This window comes from Saccharopolyspora galaxeae (genome assembly GCF_016526145.1).
GTDB classification, from domain to species: domain Bacteria; phylum Actinomycetota; class Actinomycetes; order Mycobacteriales; family Pseudonocardiaceae; genus Saccharopolyspora_C; species Saccharopolyspora_C galaxeae.
Genome location: NZ_JADDUE010000006.1, coordinates 101,093 through 118,659, shown reverse-complemented (window position 1 = coordinate 118,659; position 17,567 = coordinate 101,093). Strand labels below are relative to the sequence as shown.

17 protein-coding genes and 2 tRNA genes are annotated in these 17,567 nt (G+C 69.9%); 8 read left to right on the top strand and 11 right to left on the bottom strand.

The genetic code is table 11. The features are described from left to right. Nucleotides 1-190: 190 nt before the first annotated feature. Nucleotides 191-1,810, top strand: a complete 1,620-nt coding sequence (locus INP57_RS15365) for an ABC-F family ATP-binding cassette domain-containing protein (RefSeq protein ID WP_200070908.1) — start codon at nt 191-193, stop codon at nt 1,808-1,810. 66 nt (nt 1,811-1,876) lie between these two features. On the opposite strand, the gene INP57_RS15360 is transcribed toward INP57_RS15365, so the two are convergent. Beyond that, entirely contained in the window at nt 1,877-2,479 is a 603-nt protein-coding gene (locus INP57_RS15360; RefSeq protein ID WP_200070907.1) for a YwqG family protein, read from the bottom strand. A gap of 212 nt (nt 2,480-2,691) precedes the next feature. On the opposite strand from INP57_RS15360, the gene fdhD reads away from it, so the two are divergent. Together fdhD and INP57_RS15350 are read left to right on the top strand one after the other, a co-directional pair. Further along, nucleotides 2,692-3,537 (top strand): formate dehydrogenase accessory sulfurtransferase FdhD, encoded by an 846-nt coding sequence (gene fdhD / locus INP57_RS15355; protein ID WP_200070906.1) that lies wholly within the window; start codon nt 2,692-2,694, stop codon nt 3,535-3,537. A 126-nt stretch (nt 3,538-3,663) separates the two neighbouring features. After that, nucleotides 3,664-4,506: an alpha/beta hydrolase gene (locus tag INP57_RS15350; protein WP_200070905.1), complete on the top strand. Its 843-nt coding sequence runs from the start codon at nt 3,664-3,666 to the stop codon at nt 4,504-4,506. Nucleotides 4,507-4,590: 84 nt separating this feature from the next. On the opposite strand, the gene clpX is transcribed toward INP57_RS15350, so the two are convergent. The 6 genes from clpX to INP57_RS15320 all read right to left on the bottom strand — a co-directional run bounded on the left by clpX (nt 4,591) and on the right by INP57_RS15320 (nt 9,737). Next, on the bottom strand, nt 4,591-5,871 hold the full coding sequence (clpX, locus tag INP57_RS15345; protein WP_200070904.1) for an ATP-dependent Clp protease ATP-binding subunit ClpX: 1,281 nt from the start codon (nt 5,869-5,871) through the stop codon (nt 4,591-4,593). A 303-nt stretch (nt 5,872-6,174) separates the two neighbouring features. Further along, nucleotides 6,175-6,804, bottom strand: a complete 630-nt coding sequence (locus tag INP57_RS15340) for an ATP-dependent Clp protease proteolytic subunit (protein ID WP_200070903.1) — start codon at nt 6,802-6,804, stop codon at nt 6,175-6,177. 34 nt (nt 6,805-6,838) lie between these two features. Then, nucleotides 6,839-7,411, bottom strand: coding sequence for an ATP-dependent Clp protease proteolytic subunit (locus tag INP57_RS15335; RefSeq protein WP_200071142.1), 573 nt, complete (start codon nt 7,409-7,411; stop codon nt 6,839-6,841). 286 nt (nt 7,412-7,697) lie between these two features. After that, complete coding sequence (gene tig, locus INP57_RS15330) at nt 7,698-9,131, bottom strand: trigger factor (RefSeq protein ID WP_200070902.1); 1,434 nt, start codon at nt 9,129-9,131, stop codon at nt 7,698-7,700. A gap of 185 nt (nt 9,132-9,316) precedes the next feature. After that, nucleotides 9,317-9,538 (bottom strand): hypothetical protein, encoded by a 222-nt coding sequence (locus INP57_RS15325; protein ID WP_200070901.1) that lies wholly within the window; start codon nt 9,536-9,538, stop codon nt 9,317-9,319. A 125-nt stretch (nt 9,539-9,663) separates the two neighbouring features. Next, nucleotides 9,664-9,737, bottom strand: a tRNA-Pro gene (locus tag INP57_RS15320). Between the two features lie 167 nt (nt 9,738-9,904). On the opposite strand from INP57_RS15320, the gene INP57_RS15315 reads away from it, so the two are divergent. The 4 genes from INP57_RS15315 (at nt 9,905) to INP57_RS15300 (ending at nt 13,356) form a co-directional block, all read left to right on the top strand. Next, nucleotides 9,905-9,975 (top strand) — tRNA-Gly (locus tag INP57_RS15315). Between the two features lie 418 nt (nt 9,976-10,393). After that, nucleotides 10,394-11,863, top strand: coding sequence for an MDR family MFS transporter (locus tag INP57_RS15310; protein ID WP_200070900.1), 1,470 nt, complete (start codon nt 10,394-10,396; stop codon nt 11,861-11,863). Nucleotides 11,864-11,909: 46 nt separating this feature from the next. Next, a complete protein-coding gene (locus INP57_RS15305) occupies nt 11,910-12,545 on the top strand; it encodes a 2'-5' RNA ligase family protein (RefSeq protein WP_295139611.1) in 636 nt (211 codons plus the stop codon). A 67-nt stretch (nt 12,546-12,612) separates the two neighbouring features. Continuing rightward, entirely contained in the window at nt 12,613-13,356 is a 744-nt protein-coding gene (locus INP57_RS15300) for a hypothetical protein (RefSeq protein WP_200070899.1), read from the top strand. A gap of 8 nt (nt 13,357-13,364) precedes the next feature. On the opposite strand, the gene INP57_RS15295 is transcribed toward INP57_RS15300, so the two are convergent. The 3 genes from INP57_RS15295 to INP57_RS15285 all read right to left on the bottom strand — a co-directional run bounded on the left by INP57_RS15295 (nt 13,365) and on the right by INP57_RS15285 (nt 15,090). Then, nucleotides 13,365-14,168, bottom strand: a complete 804-nt coding sequence (locus INP57_RS15295) for an Fpg/Nei family DNA glycosylase (protein ID WP_200070898.1) — start codon at nt 14,166-14,168, stop codon at nt 13,365-13,367. 110 nt (nt 14,169-14,278) lie between these two features. Then, entirely contained in the window at nt 14,279-14,617 is a 339-nt protein-coding gene (locus INP57_RS15290) for a hypothetical protein (RefSeq protein WP_200070897.1), read from the bottom strand. A 2-nt stretch (nt 14,618-14,619) separates the two neighbouring features. After that, entirely contained in the window at nt 14,620-15,090 is a 471-nt protein-coding gene (locus tag INP57_RS15285) for a ribose-5-phosphate isomerase (RefSeq protein ID WP_200070896.1), read from the bottom strand. Between the two features lie 77 nt (nt 15,091-15,167). On the opposite strand from INP57_RS15285, the gene INP57_RS15280 reads away from it, so the two are divergent. Continuing rightward, a complete protein-coding gene (locus tag INP57_RS15280; RefSeq protein WP_200070895.1) occupies nt 15,168-15,968 on the top strand; it encodes an MBL fold metallo-hydrolase in 801 nt (266 codons plus the stop codon). Between the two features lie 134 nt (nt 15,969-16,102). On the opposite strand, the gene INP57_RS15275 is transcribed toward INP57_RS15280, so the two are convergent. After that, the gene (locus INP57_RS15275) at nt 16,103-17,530 is read right to left on the bottom strand and encodes an aldehyde dehydrogenase family protein (RefSeq protein ID WP_200070894.1); all 1,428 of its coding nucleotides are present in this window, start codon (nt 17,528-17,530) and stop codon (nt 16,103-16,105) included. Nucleotides 17,531-17,567: the final 37 nt, after the last annotated feature.

Genomic DNA, 17,567 nt, shown 5'->3' with positions numbered 1-17,567 from the left:
AGGGCGAAAGCCCGATCCAGCGCAGGTGTGCGGCCTGATTCTTCCTGCGCCGCTGTGTGAAGTCCGGATTGGCGCGATGAGCGCTGCCCGGACGAACCGCCGCCTGCCCTCCGCGCCGTCGCGCCGCCGTCTCCGAACTCGTTCCCGGGCCGCCTCGGTGCGCGCCCGCTGCACACGTGAGGGCTTCCGCATGTCCGATGCGTTCATCACCTGCTCCGGCCTGTCGTTCTCCTGGCCGGACGACACCCCCGTTTTCCGAGACCTCTCCTGCACCATCGGCGGCGGCCGCACCGGCCTCGTCGCGGCGAACGGAGCAGGCAAGAGCACCCTGCTCAAGCTGATCGCGGGAGAGCTGCGCCCCAGCGGCGGCGCAGTGTCGGTCCGCGGAGCGCTCGGCCACCTGCCGCAACACCTGTCGTTCCCCGGGGCTCGCACCGTGGCGGAAGTGCTGGGTATAGCCGAGGTGCTCCGCGCGCTCGCCGCCGTCGAGTCCGGGGACGCCGACGAGGAGCACTTCGCCACCATCGGCACCGACTGGGACATCGAGGAACGCACTCGCGCCCAGCTCGATCGCCTCGGCCTCGGGGACATCGCGTTCGACCGGCGCCTGCACACCCTCAGCGGCGGTCAGATCATCTCCCTCGGACTGGCTGCCGAGCTGCTGCGACGACCCGAGGTGCTGCTGCTCGACGAACCGACCAACAACCTCGACATCGACGCGCGGCACCGGCTGCACGCCGTGCTCGACGACTTCACCGGCTGCTTGCTGGTGGTCAGCCACGACCGGGCGTTGCTGGACCGGATGGACCGCACCGCCGAGCTCGAAAGCGGCGAGATGCGCACCCACGGCGGCAACTTCACCGACTACGAGCAGGCGCTGCACGTAGAGCAGCAGGCCGCCGAAAAGCACGTCCGCAGCGCCGAGCAGCAGGTCAAACGGGAGAAGCGGGAGATGCAGCAGGCCCGCGAACGCGCCGCGCGACGCGCCGGGAGCGCTGCCCGCAACGTCGCCGACGCGGGCCTGCCCAAGATCGTCGCGGGCGCCATGAAGCGGCGCGCCCAGGAGTCGGCGGGCAAAGCCGACGACGTGCACGCCGCCCGCCTCGACGCTGCGCGGGCCAAGCTCGACGAGGCCGAGCGCGGCTTGCGCGAAGAGCAGCAGATCGCGGTCGACCTGCCGGACACAAACGTCCCCGCCGGTCGCACCGTGTTCCTCGGAGAACGCCTGCGGGTTCGGCGGGACGGGCGCGAGCTGTTCACGGGCGAGGGCCTGGACCTGGCGATCCGCGGACCCGAACGGATCGCCCTCACCGGCCCGAACGGTGCGGGCAAGTCCACGTTGCTGCACGTGATCAGCGGCGAGGTGGAACCGGACGCCGGCGCCACCAAACGGGTGGACGGACGCATCGCTCACCTGTCGCAGAAGCTGGAGCTGCTGGACGTCGACCGCACCGTGGCGCAGAACCTGGCCGCCTTCGCGCCAGCGATGCTCGAGCAGCAGCGCATCCACCTGCTGGCCCGGTTCCTGTTCCAGGGCTCCCGGATTCACCTGCCGGTGCGGGCTCTGTCCGGTGGTGAGCGGCTGCGCGCGACATTGGCGTGCGTGCTCAGCGCCGAACCGGCGCCGCAGCTGCTCTTGCTGGACGAGCCGACCAACAACCTCGACCTGGCCGGTGTGCGCCGGATGGAAAGCGCGCTGAACGCCTACCGAGGGGCGTTCGTGGTGGTCAGCCACGACGAACGGTTCCTCGCCGAGATCGGCGCCGATCGGTGGCTGCGGCTGGCCGAAGGGCGGCTGCTCGAGCAGTGACCTTCATGCGGCCTGCGTCGAGCACTGCCGGACCTCCTCAGCCGCCCCTCCTCAGCCCGCCCCTCCTCAGCCGCACTGCCAGAGGAACCGCCCCTGCCCACTGCCCTCGTCGAGGAACCCGTACCCCACGCCCGCATCGCCGAAGTTCACCTCGAACGGCAGGTCGTCGGCGCTGTCGAGCTGCAGCAGGAAGCGGAACGGCCCGTCGGGCGCTTCCTCGTCCTGCAACCACCGCGGCTCGCCGAACAGCCGGCTCGCGAAGTCGTCCACCGAGGTCTCGCCGTCGAACGGAGTCAGTTCCACCGCGTGGTCCGGCCCGAACGTCGGCCCCTTCGCGATGCCCGCCACCTGGTAGAAGTCCGCGGGTTCGCCGGGCTGGGCGAACAACGCGTTCTCCCCGCCCTCCGGCTCGAAGGTGTTGTCGACGAAGTCGTCCGGATCGTCGCTGAAGTCCTCGGTCAGGAACAGGTAGGCCAGCCGCACCTGCTCGCCCGGCAACCGGATCTGCCCGAGGAAGCGCATCGGGCGCCCCTGGCTGGCCGAAAGCGGCCAGGCAGGCGCGTCCAGCCACACGGGCTGGCCGCCGAACTTGGTGACGGGCTCGCGGATCGGCGCCTCCGACTCGACGAATCGGAGGTTCTGCCGGGCGGTTGCGGTGCTCTCGGGCATGTCGGGTCCTTGCTCGCTGGGGCCTTACGAGCGAACACTAGCGATCAACCACGACGGAACAGCACGGCTTCGACCACATTTCTCCGCCCGCACGCCCGAACGGACCAGCGCGCGAGACCGCGACCCGAGCAGCGCGATCACACCCGCGGGCCTGCGACCATAGGAGACGGTCGAATCGCCGGGAACGGCGTCGCACGAGCAGGAGGTCGTCAATGGGACGTGTCACGGTACGGCGGCCCGTGCTGCGGATCACCGAGCAGGGCGCCCGCACCCGGCCCGACACCCTCGCAGCCGAAGAACCCCTGGAGATCCGGATCGACGGCCGAGCGCTCACGGTCACCATGCGCACCCCCGGCAACGACGTCGAGCTGGCGCACGGCTTCCTGCTCACCGAAAGCGTCATCGGCGGCATGGACGACGTGCACAGCGCCCGCTACTGCGACAGTCCCGGTCCGGACGGGCGCAACACCTACAACGTGCTCGACGTCCGCCTCTCGCCCGGCGTGAGCCCGCCGGACACCTCGGTGGAGCGGAACTTCTACACCACCTCGTCCTGCGGCGTGTGCGGCAAGGCCGCGCTCGACTCGGTCCGGCTGAGCACCCGGTACTCACCCGCCGAGGATCCGCTGCGGATCAGTCCGGAAACCCTCGCGGAACTGCCGGAGCGGCTGCGCGCGGCGCAGCAGGTCTTCGACAGCACCGGCGGATTGCACGGCGCCGCCCTTTTCGACGCGCACGGCGAACTCCTGGTGTGCCGGGAGGACGTGGGCAGGCACAACGCCGTCGACAAAGTGCTCGGCTGGGCGCTGCTGCAACGGCGCGTGCCGTTGGGCGCCAGCGTGCTCATGGTTTCCGGGCGGGCGTCGTTCGAGCTGGTCCAGAAAGCCGCGATGGCGGGTGTGCCGATGCTCACCGCGGTCTCCGCGCCGTCCTCGCTCGCCGTCGAGCTGGCCGCCGAGCAGGGCATGACGCTGGTCGGCTTCCTGCGTGGCAGCTCCATGAACGTCTACACCGGAGCCGAGCGGGTCACCGCACCGGAACCGGCCGCGGTCCGCTGAGGACACCGCCGGGGCCGCATCGGTAGCGATCCGCGCCATTGGCACGATGGACACTCAGAGCGAGGCGAAGCCGGAGGTGTCATGCGCGGGAATCCGCGGTCGGTCAGGATGCCGAGCCGTCGCACCATGCTCACATCCGGCCTGCTCGGGATCGGCGCGGCCGGACTGGGACTCAGCGCCGACTCCGGCGGAACCGAGGTGCAACCGGCGGCGGTCCCGCTGGCCAAGCAGGACAACGTGCTGGTCGAGACCGTGCACTCGCAGGCGCGCAACCGCGAGGTCGACCTGGTGACGATGTTCCCGGACGGCGTGCACCGCGAGGGGCTGCCGGTGTGCCTGCTGCTGCACGGGCGGTACGGCGACGCCCGCAAATCCGCCGGTGGCGTGCCCAGCTGGCTCACCTCCGCGGTTGCCAGCGGCGCCGTGCCGCCATTCGCGTTCCTGGCCGTCGACGGCGGCGGGAACAGCTACTGGCACCAGCGCTTCGGCGACGACCCGATGTGGATGTTGCTGGAGGAAGTGCCCCGCTGGCTCGGTGAGCGCGGCCTCGGCGGAGCCGACGGCCAGCCGTTCGCGGTGGCGGGCATCTCGATGGGCGGGTTCGGCGCGCTGCTCTACACCCGCCGCCGCAACGAGCTGCGCAGCCAGGTGCGCGCGACGGCGATCGTGTCCCCGGCACTGATCACCAACTGGCCGGAGATGGCGCGGCGACGGGCCTTCGCCGACGAGCAGGACTGGGCCTCCATCGACCCCATGCGCCACCTCGACGCGCTCGAGGACGTTCCGCTGGGCGTGTGGTGCGGCACCCGCGACCGGTTCATCAAAGGCACCCGCCGGTTCATCGCCCGCGCCGACCCGGAGGTGGCCTCGACCTCGCCCGGCGGGCACAACAGCCGCTACTACCGCAAAGCGCTGCCGGAGGTCGTCGACTTCATCGGCGGCTACGTGCCGCGGCGCCGCAAGAGCTGACGATGCGCACCGCGCGCGGCGGTGCGCATCGGGCGGCGCGAAACCGAGGTTCGAAGAGGTTCTTCGGCAGGACCGGGCAGCCGATCAGGCCGACTTCTCGCGGCGCTCGCGGCGGGTGTTCTGCCGGGCGACGATCGTCGGATTGACGTTCTCCCGCACCGTCTGCTCAGTGATCACGACCTTGGCCACGTCGGAACGGCTCGGGATGTCGTACATCACCGGCAGCAGCACCTCTTCCAGGATCGCCCGCAGGCCGCGGGCACCGGTGCCGCGCAGGATCGCCTGATCCGCGATGGCCTCCAACCCCGACCTGGTGAACTCCAGCTCGACGTTGTCCATCTCGAACAGCCGCTTGTACTGCTTGATCAGCGCGTTGCGGGGTTCGGTGAGGATCTGCACCAGCGACGGCTTGTCCAGGTTCGTCACGCTGGCCACGGTGGGCAGCCTGCCGATGAACTCCGGGATCAGGCCGAACTTGATGAGGTCTTCGGGCAGCACATCGGCGAAGTGGTCGGTCGCGTCGATCTCGGTCTTCGACCGCAGCTGCGCACCGAAGCCGACGCTGGCCTTGCCGACCCGCTCCTCGACGATCTGGTCCAGGCCCGCGAACGCGCCGGCCACGATGAACAGCACGTTCGTGGTGTCGATCTGGATGAACTCCTGGTGCGGGTGCTTGCGGCCGCCCTGCGGCGGCACGCTCGCGGTGGTGCCCTCCAGGATCTTCAGCAGCGCCTGCTGCACGCCCTCACCGGAGACGTCGCGGGTGATCGACGGGTTCTCGCTCTTGCGCGCGATCTTGTCTACCTCGTCGATGTAGATGATGCCGGTCTCGGCGCGCTTGACGTCGTAATCGGCGGCTTGGATCAGCTTCAGCAGGATGTTCTCGACGTCTTCGCCGACGTAGCCCGCCTCGGTCAGCGCGGTCGCGTCGGCGATGGCGAACGGCACGTTGAGCATCTTCGCCAGCGTCTGCGCCAGGTAGGTCTTGCCGCAGCCGGTCGGGCCGAGCATCAGGATGTTCGACTTCGCGAGTTCGACGTTCTCCTCGCGGCTGTCCCGGGTGCGCTCCCCAGCCTGGATGCGCTTGTAGTGGTTGTAGACCGCGACCGAGAGGTTCCGCTTCGCCGCGTCCTGCCCGATGACGTACTGGTCCAGGAACTCGTGGATCTCCGTCGGCTTCGGCAGCTCGTCGAGCTTGACCTCGCCGGCCTCGGCCAGCTCCTCTTCGATGATCTCGTTGCAGAGATCGATGCACTCATCGCAGATGTACACGCCGGGGCCGGCGATGAGTTTCTTCACCTGCTTCTGGCTCTTCCCGCAGAAGGAGCACTTCAGCAGGTCGCCGCCGTCACCGATACGTGCCATGACCGCTGACCCCGTCCCCTCCGGCACGCCGTCCGGTGACGTGCCTGACCGTATGTGCTCGTTTCGACGGTACCTGCCGCTCCCCGCCTTCGGGGAGACTCACAGTGTCCGCCACCCGCCGGGCGAGGCGGGTGGGACCGCACGTGCCGGGCGTGTCGCGAACGGCCCGGCGAAGCATCCCACCCCGCGGAACGTCCCCGCGACCACCGTTCGCGCGGCGTCGCAACTCCGCCGCGCACCGCCGCCCGGAAGATCGCGGCCCGCCCCGGAAGAACCCGGACGGGCCGCGGTCCACGCGGCGATTCAGGACTGGCCGGCCAGCTTGCGGTACGGCATGATCTCGTCGATCAGCCCGTACTGCTGGGCCTGGTCCGCGGTCAGGATCTTGTCCCGCTCCACGTCCTGGCGGATCTGCTCCTTGGAGTTGCCGGTGTGCGTGGCCAGCGTCGACTCCATCAGGTCCCGCATCCGCTGCACCTCGTTGGCCTGGATCTCCAAGTCCGAGACCTGGCCGTAGATGCCCTCGGTGGAAGGCTGGTGGATCAGCATGCGGGCGTTCGGCAGCGCCAGGCGCTGGCCCTTGGTGCCCGCCGCCAGCAGCACCGCCGCCGCCGAAGCGGCCTGCCCCAGGCACACCGTGCGGATGTTGGGGCGGACGTACTGCATCGTGTCGTAGATCGCCATCAACGCGGTGAACGAACCGCCCGGCGAGTTGATGTAGATGTCGATCTGCCGGTCCGGGTCGTCCGACTCCAGGTACAGCAGCTGCGCCATCACGTCGTTGGCCGAAGCGTCGTCGACCTGGACGCCGAGGAACACGATCCGTTCCTCGAACAGCTTGTTGTACGGATTCGACTCCTTCACCCCGTACGCGGTGCGCTCCACGAACGAAGGCAGCACGTACCGGGACTGCGGAAGCTGGAATGAGCTCACGACGGGTGACTCCTCGTTGCTGTGGGTTCGCGGGTCAGCTCGGCAGGTTGGCGGCGGTGGCGATGTGGTCCACGAACCCGTAGTCGCGCGCCTCGTCGGCGGTGAACCAACGGTCCCGGTCGGAATCGGCGATGATCCGCTCCACGTCCTGACCGGTGTGGTGCGCGATCAGCTCCGCCATCTCCCGCTTGTGCTTGGTGAACACGTCGGCCTGGATCGCGATGTCCGAAGCCGTGCCACCGAGGCCCGCCGAAGGCTGGTGCATCATGATCCGCGAGTGCGGCAGCGCGAAGCGCTTGCCGGTGGCGCCCGCGGAGAGCAGGAACTGGCCCATCGACGCGGCGAAGCCCATCGCCACCGTCGCCACATCGGGCTTGATCAACTGCATCGTGTCGTAGATCGCCATCCCGGCGGTGACCGAGCCACCCGGCGAGTTGATGTAGAGCGAGATGTCCCGCTCCGCGTCCTCGGCCGCCAGCAGGACGAGCTGCGAGCAGATCTGGTTGGCGATGGAATCCTCGACCTGGGAGCCCAGGACGATGATCCGCTCCCGCAGCAACCGCTCGTAAACCGAGTCGTTGAGCGAGAGCCCGTTCGTCGACCGCATGTGCGGCGTCGAGTCCGACGACGCCGGAACAGTCAGGTGCTGCGTCACGTCTCCCTGCCTTCTTCCACGATGAGGGGCTTCCACAATGGACCGGGCGGGCTTTCGGCCGCCGAATCCCAGGGACGCCGTACTTTTCGGTTACCGGTGATCCGCTTACGACCGACCCTAACGAACGTGGGCGGCACCAGCTTCCCGGTACCGCCCACGTTCGCTCAGAGCTTGTGTTCCGCCATGACGAAGCGCGGATTCCTTTCGCGCACAGCGAAATCGCCGTGCCGGAAAAGGCTCACTCGGACTTCGCGCCCGCAGTGGACTCCGCGTTCTCGCCGTCGCCCTCCGCGTCGGCCGACTTCTGCTCGGCCTCACCCGGCACGACCTCGGGCTGGCCCGACTCGTCGGTCTCCGATCCGAACAACTCGTCCAGATCCAGCGACCCGCCGGACTCGTCGCGCACGGTCGCCTGCCGGACCACCGAGAACAGCGCCTTGCTGCGCCGCACGTCGGCGTAGATCGCGCCGAGCTGGCCGGACTGCTGGGCCTGCTGCACGTACTGGTCCGGGCTCACGCCGAACCGCTGCGCCTGGTAGATGATCCGCTCGGTCAGCTCGTTGTCCGAAACCGACACGTCCTCGGCATCGGCGATCGTGTCCAGCACCAGCTGGGTGCGGACCGCCTTCTCGGCTTCCTGCCGGGTCTCGGCGTCGAACTGCTCGCGGGTCTGGCCCTGCTGCGCCAGCCACTCGCCGAACTTCTCCTCGTCGTGGTCGAACGGGTGCACCGCGTCGTGCTCGCGGGCCTCGACCTCGGAGTTGACGAGGTTCTCCGGCAGCGGCACCTCCACGGTCTCCAGCAGCGCGTCCAGGACCTTGTCCCTGGCCTGCATCCCCTGTTGCATCCGCTTCATCCGGGCCGCCCGCTCGCGCAGGTCGGCCATCAGCTCGTCCGCGGTGTCGAACTCGCTGGCCATCTGCGCGAACTCGTCGTCGGCCTCCGGCAGGTGCCGCTCCTTGACGGAGTTCAGCGTGACCGTCACCTCGGCGTCCTTGCCCGCGTACTCGCCCGCCAGCAGGTGGCTGGTGAAAGTGTTCGTGTCGCCATCGGACGCGCCGATCAGCGCGTCGTCGATGCCGTCGATGAGCTGGCCGGAACCGATCTCGTAGGACAGCCCGCTGGTGCGCGCGTCCTCGACCTCTTCGCCGTCGACGGTGGCCGAGAGGTCGATGCTGACGAAGTCGCCCTGCTGCGCCGGACGCTCCACGCCGGTCAACGTGCCGAAGCGGGCGCGCAGCTCATCGAGCTGCTGCTGCACCTCGTCCTCGGACGCCTCGACGTCGTCCACGGTCACCGACAGCTCGCCGAAAGCGGGCACGGTGATCTCCGGGCGCACGTCGACCTCGGCGGTGAACGCGACCTGCTCGCCGTCCTCGATCTTGGTGACCTCGATCTCCGGACGGCCGAGGGTGCGCACCTCGCTGCCGTTCACGGCCTCCAGGTACTTCTCCGGGACCGCCTCGTTGACGACCTCGTCGAGCACGGGCGCGCGGCCCACCCTGCTCTCCAGCACCCGGGCCGGTGCCTTGCCCGGACGGAAGCCCGGAATCCGGACCTGGTTCGCCAACTGCTTGTACGCGCGGTCGAAGTTCGGCTTGAGCTCGTCGAACGGCACCTCGACGTTGATCCGTACGCGCGTCGGGCTCAGGTGCTCGACGGTGCTCTTCACGTGGTCTCCTAGTGCGAACGTGCTTCGGACCCCGGCGGAACGCCTCGAGCGACGCCCAGGACAGCAGCACCGCCCGGGACTGGGCACGCTCCGGCCACGCCGGGCTGACCTCCGAGTCTATTGCCCGCGGCGACCGAGCACGGGCCGGGGGTTGCCGAACCGCCCGAAAACCGGCGCACGCCGGGTCACCGGCCGCCCAACGCCGGAACCATCGCCGGACCCAGGTTCGTCGGAGTGGCCGCCGTGCCGATCCCCACCGTCGGCGGAACCGGCCGCGCCCCCGGGACATCGACGAACAACGACACCCCCACCAGCAGCACGACCGCCAGCACCAGCAGCGCGCCGACCAGCACGGCGGGCAGCCGGACGCGACGCAGAACCCTCGACGCAGCAACGTGAAAGCGCACGCCAACGGAATCGAGAGCCCGGCGGGCATCGTTACCAGCTGTCGAACAGGTCACCCGGAAAGATCACGCAACGTGATCTCGACGGCAAAGAGGCGTGGCCGGACCGACCACGCCTCCCTCGAACGTCGGGGTGGCGGGATTTGAACCCACGACCCCTCGCACCCAAAGCGAGTGCGCTACCAAACTGCGCCACACCCCGTTCGACCTGCGACGCACCCCGGAACCCCCGGGTGCGTTGCAAAGACCCTATCGCGACCGGTTAAAGTGGGGCACGCAAGGTCGCGAACACCCGGACTCACGCACCAACCGGGTTCACGCACCGGAATCCGGGCGAAGCTCCGGGAAACGGAAGTTCCGACCGAGCATGCGGGCGTAGCTCAATGGTAGAGCCCCAGTCTTCCAAACTGGCTACGCGGGTTCGATTCCCGTCGCCCGCTCCGGAGGTGGGAGGACTGTGCCGCTGCCCCGACTCGTCGGGGCCTGGGCCGGTCCTCCTTCGCATATTCATACGGGGGCCGAGCCCCCGTAAGCCCCCACGGTGCGGTGGTTGCGTGGGGATTCTTGCGGTGGCTTGGCGTTGCTGGGGGCTTGGGAGACGAAGACCCGCCGGGGCCGGTGAGTAGGGCGGTTCGGCTGGCGGAGGCGTCTGCGCGGGATGCGGACGGCGGCAGCTTTGCCGGTGGTGTGGTTGTTGCGCGAAAGGCTTGGTGAGCCGGGCGCTTCGGAGCGGTCCTGGGGCTGGGAAATAAACGCGTTGGGGCTGTCGTTGGGGTGGCGCATGCTGGAGGGGTGAGGTCGGAGCTCCGCGCGAGGGGCCGGCCTGGGGGAACCGCCGGAGCGAACACGGAGCGCAGCTTGCGACGTCTCGAGTACAAGTGGCTGGTCGGCATCACCTTCGTGCTCGGCCTGATCATGCAGATCCTGGACATGACCGTGCTCAACGTCGCGCTGGCGACGTTGGGCCGCGAATTCCACGTCGGCGAAGCAACCCTGCAGTGGGTGCTCACCGGCTACCTGATCAGCCTCGCCGTGTTCGTGCCCGCATCCGGCTGGATCGCCGACCGCTACGGCGGCAAACGCACCTTCCAGCTCGCCGTCGTCGTGTTCACCGCCGCCTCCGTGCTTTGCGGACTCGCCACCGAGATCTGGATGCTGATCGGCGCGCGGATCCTGCAAGGCGTCGGCGGCGGGATGCTCGTCCCCGTCGGCCAAGCCATGCTCTTCCGCGCCTTCCCCGCGCACGAACGCGCCAAAGCCTCCGCCGTGCTGTCCGTGCCGATCACCATCGCGCCGATGCTCGGACCGCTGATCGGCGGCGCGCTGGTGGAATTCGCGAGCTGGCGATGGATCTTCTTCATCAACGTCCCGGTGGGCGGGCTCGCGCTGCTCGCGGCGATGCTGTTCCTGAAGGAGGAACAGCAGTCCCGGCCCGGCAGATTCGACCTGCCCGGATTCGTGCTGGCCGGCAGCGGCCTGGCCACCCTCCTCGTCGGGCTGGATCAAGGCGCCCAGACCGGCTGGGGAAAGCCTTCGGTGTGGGGAACGCTCATCGTCGCCGCGGTACTGCTGAGCGGGCTGGTCGCGCGCGAACTGCGCACCCCGGAACCGATGCTGGACCTGCGCCTGCTCGGCGATCGGCTGTTCGGCACCGGCAACGGGCTGCTGCTGTGCTCCACCGGGGCGATCTTCGGCGCGCTGTTCCTGCTCCCGCTGTACCTGCAGAACCTGCACGGCTTCGGCCCGCTCGGATCCGGACTGGTGCTGATGCCGCAGGCGCTGAGCATGCTCGCCACCACCCAGCTCGTCAGCCGCCTCTACACAAGAGTCGGGCCGCGGCCACTGCTGCTCATCGGATTCACCGTGTTGATCAGTGTCGGGCTGCTGCTGCAACTGCTCGACACCGCGACCCCGTACTGGCTGCTGACGGTGCTGCTGGTGTGGCTGGGGATCGGCATGGGACTGCTGATGACGCCGTTGCAGACCGCCGCGTTCGCGCGGATCTCCGCCGCGTCGATGGGCCGGGCCAGCTCGCTGTTCAACGCCAGCAGGCAGGTGGCGACCGCACTCGGAACCGCGGTGGGTGCGACGATTCTGGTGGCATTGACCGAAAGCTACACGTCCACTGTGGATGTCTCGGTGCCGTCGGCGGTGGTGCAGGCGCAGATGTCGGCCTACCGCGGGGCGTTCCTCGCCTCGATCGCCTTCGGTGCGCTGGGATTGCTGCTGTCGTTGCGGGTGCGCAACGCGGACGCGGCGGACACGCTGCGCGATCGGTCGGCGCCGTCCGGTGATCATTCCCACCCGGGCACCACGACCGTGAGATAGCTCAAGGTCGCCCCACAACCGCCCGCGCCAGTGCACTATTTGAAGGGTGACCGACTTGCCGCACGCCGACCAGGTCCGCAACCACGCCCGCTGGCGGCCGGGATGGCACTCCGGCCGCACCAGCTACGCGTGGCTGCTGCCGTTCGCCGACCAGCCCGGGCTGCGCCACCTGGTGAACCAGTACCAGTACGCCATGCGGGACCTGCCGGGTTTCGACCTCGTCCCGCTGGAATGGATGCACATCCTGGTGCAGGAGGTCGGCTTCACCGACGAGGTGCCGCAGGAACGGCTGGACGGGCTGGTGGACACCGCGCGCAGGCGGCTCACCGGTTTCGCGCCGCTGTCGCTGGCGTTCCACCGCGCCGTGGTGCTGCCCGAGTCGCTGTCGCTGCCCGCCGAGCCGCAGACCACGCTGCTGGAACTGCGCGCGGCGCTGCGCGAGGCGACCGCGGAAGTGGTCGGCGCCGAGCAGCTCCCGGGCGAACCGGAAGAGGTCGACCGGCACATCAGCCTCGCGTACTCCACCACGGACGGTCCCGCGATCTTCGCCGTGGCCACGCTCAGCGGCACCGACGTCGACCCGACCACGGCCAAAGCCGGCGCCGTCTCGCTGGTGCGGCTGAACCGGGATCACTCCTGCTCCGAGTGGGAGACCGTGGCCGAGGTACCGCTCGGCGCCTGACCCGCCCGAGCACTCCCCCGCCGCGAGTAGCCTCGGGATTGTCCGACCGGACCAGCTCGGAGGCACCGTGGACACCGCAGTCATCCTGATCATCGCCGCCGCCGTCGTCCTCGTGGTCGCGGTGTGGTGGTCGCGCAGGCAGAACGTCGAGTACCAGCGCAACCAGCTCGACGACGCCAAGGCCGACGCCCGGCGCTGGACCGAGCGGCTGGGCGGGCAGGTGCTCAACCTCGTCGGCACGAACGAGGCCGCCAAGCAGGCGCTTGCCGACGCCGCCGAACGGCACCAGGCCGCGGTGTCCCAGCTCGACCAGGCGAGCACCGCCGAGCAGTGCAGGCTCACCACCCGGACGGCGATGGAAGGCCTGTACTACGTGCGCGCGGCGCGCACCGCGATGGACATGGACCCCGGCCCGGAACTTCCGGACCTCGCGGACCGGCACGGTGCGGGCAAGGTGACCGAGCACCGCGACGTCGAGGTCGAAGGGCAGCGGCAGGTGGCCTCGCCGGAGCCGAGCGAGCAGACGCCGCACTACTACCCGGGCGGCCGAGTCGCGGGCCGTCCGGTGCCGGAGGGCTGGTACAGCCAGCCGTGGTGGAAGCCCGCGCTGGTCGCCGGAGCCTGGGGCGCGGGGTCGTTCATGCTGGCCAGCGCACTGTTCGGCGGCATGTCCGGCGTTCCCGAGGCCGCCTACGCCGACGGTTTCCAAGGAGCCGACGGGTTCGAGGGCGCGGACCCGGGCGGCTTCGGCGACGGCGGCGACTTCGGAGATTTCGACGGCTTCGACGGGTTCGACGGCTTCGACTTCTGAGGCGCCGGTCAGGCCTGGCAGGTGGGGCACCAGTAGAGGTTGCGGCCGGAGAGGTCCGCGGTGACCACCGGTGTCGCACAGATCAGGCAAGGCGCACCGGCTCGCCGGTAGACGTAGACCTCGCCACCGTGCCGGTCCTGCCGCGGCGGGCGCCCCATCGCCTCCGGCTCGTGCTCCGGCCGGACCGTGTCGATCCGCCCGGTCCGCACGCCGCCGGCCATCAGCTCGACCAGGTCGTGCCAGACGAGCTTCCACCGCCGCGCGCCCAATTCCCGGCCGGGCGTGTAGGGCGCGATGCCGTGCCGGAACAGGACTTCGGCGCGGTAGACGTTGCCCGCGCCCGCGATGACCTTCTGATCCAGCAGCAACGCGGCGATCGGCGTGCGGGAGCGCTCGATCCGCTGCCACGCGCGGTCCGGTTCGGCGTCCGCGCGCAGCGGGTCCGGGCCGAGGCGGGCGCGCAGCGCCGCGACTTCCTCCGGCGTGATCAGTTCGCAGGCCGTGGGGCCGCGCAGATCCGTCGCGCAATCCGGGCCGACGATCCGCATCCGAACTTGGCCGCGCGGCTGTTCCGGCGGCAGCGGGATTTCGGTGAACTTCCCGTACAACCCGAGGTGCACGTGCACGATTCCGGGGCCGTAGCAGTGGAAGAGGTGCTTGCCGTGCGCCTCGGCGCGCTCCAGCACCGCACCGTCCACTTCGGACGCACTGGCGGCGAATCGGCCCTGCGGGCTGAGCACTCGCACCCGGTGCCCGCCGAACCGCGCATCGTGCAGCCGCGCGAGCCGGTGCAACGTGTGACCTTCGGGCATCGCGTCAGTGCCTGTCCTTCAGCGGTGGTTACGTTGTGCACGTGGCGGAAGCGGCTGACGCCGCTCGAAAAAGCCGACACCCGAGCCGAGCGCAGGCCCGAGACAGGCGCTCAGAACAACACCCACAGCACGACGGACTCGGCCAGGTAGGCGGCGACGCAGCAAGCGGCCACGATCAGGCCGCGGCGGACCACGCCGGTCGTACCGCGGCGCCAGAAGGCCACCACCATTCCCGCGAGGAATGCCAGGCACAGCGCCAGAAAACCGCCGACGATCAGCCACAGCCCGACGCCGAGCACGCAATCCGGGGCGGTGCAGGTAGCGCCCGGACCGCCCAGCAGCACGGGCGAGAGCGCGGTTTGGGCGAAGAAGAGGACGAGCACCCCGGCCGCGGTGGCGCCGAAGGCGACCAGCGGTGTCCACAACGCGACCGGGCGTGCTTCGGGCATGGTCACTCCGCGGGAAGCGCCGGCGGGTTCCCGGTCCGCTCGTAGTCGGCGAGCAGGTCGATGCGGCGCTGGTGGCGGCCGCTTTCGAACTCGGTGCCCAGGAACGCCTCGACGATCTCCTCGATCTCCTCGACCGAGTGCATCCGCGCACCGATGCCCGCCAGCAGTGCGTTGTTGTGCTGGCGAGCCAGTTTCGCGGTCTCGACGTTCCAGGTCAGCGCCGCGCGGGCGCCGGGAACCTTGTTGGCCGAGATCTGCTCGCCGTTGCCGGAACCGCCGATGACCAGCCCGAGGCTGCCCTCGTCGGCCACGACGCGGCGGGCGGCTTCGACGCAGAACGGCGGGTAGTCGTCCTGGGCGTCGTAGACCGCCGGGCCGACGTCGGTCACTTCGTGACCGCGCTCGCCCAGCCACTTGGCCAGGTGGTTCTTGAGTTCAAATCCTGCGTGGTCAGATCCAAGGTAGACGCGCACGCAGGCAGTGTGCCAAACACCGCGCGGCGGCTTCGCACCCCTGCCGCGACGCCGGTCGGCGACGGCATCCTGGGGACGTGGAACAGTGGCGAGAGGTGGCCGACCGGGTGTTCGTGCGCAGGCACTCCGAGCTCGACCTGAGCACGGGACTGGTGCTCGGTTCGGCTCGGGCGCTGGTCGTGGACACCCGGGGCGATCGCGAGCAAGGCGCGGAACTGGCCGCGGCGGTTCGCGAGGTGACGTCGCAGCCGTGGGAGGTGGTGCTGACGCACGGTCACTTCGACCATTGCTTCGGCACCGCGGCGTTCCTGCCCGCGCCCGTGCGGGCGCACGCGAATTGCCCGCGCTACCTGGACGAGCACGCCGAACGGCAGCGCGCGGAATGGGTCGAGCACTACCGCGCCGAGGGGCGCCACGAACTGGCCACCGCACTGTCGCGCACCGACGTGGCGCAACCGGATCGGCTGGTGCACGACCGCGCGGAGATCGACCTCGGCGACCGGATCGTGCAGCTTCACCACCTCGGCGCCGGGCACACCGACCACGACCTGGTCGCGCAGGTGCCGGACGCCGGCGTGGTCTTCGCAGGCGACCTGGTCGAACAGGGTGCGCCACCGGACTTCGAGGACGCTTTCCCGGAAAGCTGGCCTGCCGCGCTAGCTGCGCTGCTGCAGCTACGACCGGAGATCGTCGTGCCCGGGCACGGAAACCCGGTCGATGCGGAGTTCGTCCGCGGCCAGCGCGCCGAGCTCGCAGCCCTGGCGGGGCTGTGCGATTCCTTCCGCGCCGCCGCGATCAGCGAGGCCGAGGCACTGCGGGCCTCCCCTTACCCGGCGGAGACCACCGGCCGGGCATTGCGCAGAGCGCTCGCGGCCTGAGCAACGGTGTCCACTTCGGACCATTTCCGGGCTGCACGCGGCTCGAAGTCCACTTCGGACGAAGTCGACGGCGCGGGCGACGACGTCGCTGCGCTGCCGCCGCTACCGCGGGCCGAATGCGGATGACCCGGCCTTCACCGCTGGATCGACTTGACCTCCAGGAACTCCTCCAGCCCGAACTTGCCGAACTCGCGCCCGTTGCCGGACTGCTTGTAGCCGCCGAACGGCGCGTTCGGGTTGAACGCCCCGCCGTTGACCGCGACCTGGCCGGTGCGGATCCGGCGGGCCACCGCCAGCGCGCGCTCGTCGGAACCGAAAACCGCGCCGGAGAGCCCGTACTCGGAGTCGTTGGCGATCGCGACCGCCTCGTCATCGTCCCGGTACGGCAGGATCGACAGCACCGGGCCGAAGATCTCCTCGCGCGCGATGGTCATGTCCGGGCTCACCCCGGTGAACACCGTCGGGCGCACGTAGTAGCCCCGATCGAGCCCGTCCGGAGCTTCCGGGCCGCCGGTGACCACCGAAGCCCCCTCGGCCACACCGCTGCGGATGTAGTCGACGACGCGGTCGCGCTGCACGTCCGAAGCCATCGGGCCGATGCGGGTCCGCTCGTCGCTCGGATCGCCGACGGAGTACTTCGCGACCGCGGCCACCGCGAGTTCCACCGCTTCGTCGTGCCGGGATTCCGGCACCAGCATCCGGGACAGCGCGTTGCAGCTCTGCCCGCCGTTCGGGAAGCAACCGGCGACGCCGAGCTTCACCGCCTTGGCCAGGTCCGCGTCGTCGAGCACCACGTTCGCCGACTTGCCGCCGAGTTCCAGCGCGACCCGCTTGACGGTGCCCGCTGCCACCTCGGAAACCCGGCGTCCGGCACGGGTCGAGCCGGTGAACGAGACCATGTCGACGTCCGGGTGGCCCGCGATGGCCTCGCCCACCACCGGGCCGGTGCCGTGCAACAGGTTGAACACGCCCGCCGGGACGCCCGCCTCCGCGGCGATCTCGGCGAAGATCGAAGCGGTCAGCGGGGCGAGCTCGCTGGGTTTGAGCACCACCGTGCAGCCCGCGGCCAGCGCCGCCGCGACCTTCGCCACGATCTGGTGCAGCGGGTAGTTCCACGGCGTGATCGCGCCGACGACGCCGACTGGCTCGCGCACGATCAGCGAGTTGCCGTGCTCCTCGGTCCAGTCGAAGCCCTGGTCCAGCACGTCGGCGATGCCCGCGGACGTCGCGACCGGCACGCTCGCGTGCACCTGGGTGGCGAAACCGATCGGGGAGCCCATCTCGGCGGTCACCGTCGCGGCGATCTCGTCGCGGCGCCGGGCGATGCCTTCGGAAATCGCACGCACCAGCGCCGAGCGCTCCGCCACCGGGCGCGCTGCCCAGCCGTCGAACGCCGCCCGCGCCGCCGCGACCGCAGCGTCCACGTCCGCGGCGGTTCCTGCCGGGACGGAGCCGACCACCTGCTCGGTCGCCGGGTCGACCACGTCGATGCGCTCGCCGGAACCGGCGACGTACGCGCCGTCGATCACGTGCTCGGTCCGGACTGCCGTAGGGGTCGCCATGCGTTCCTCCCGATATGTGACACCGGCAACAGCACAC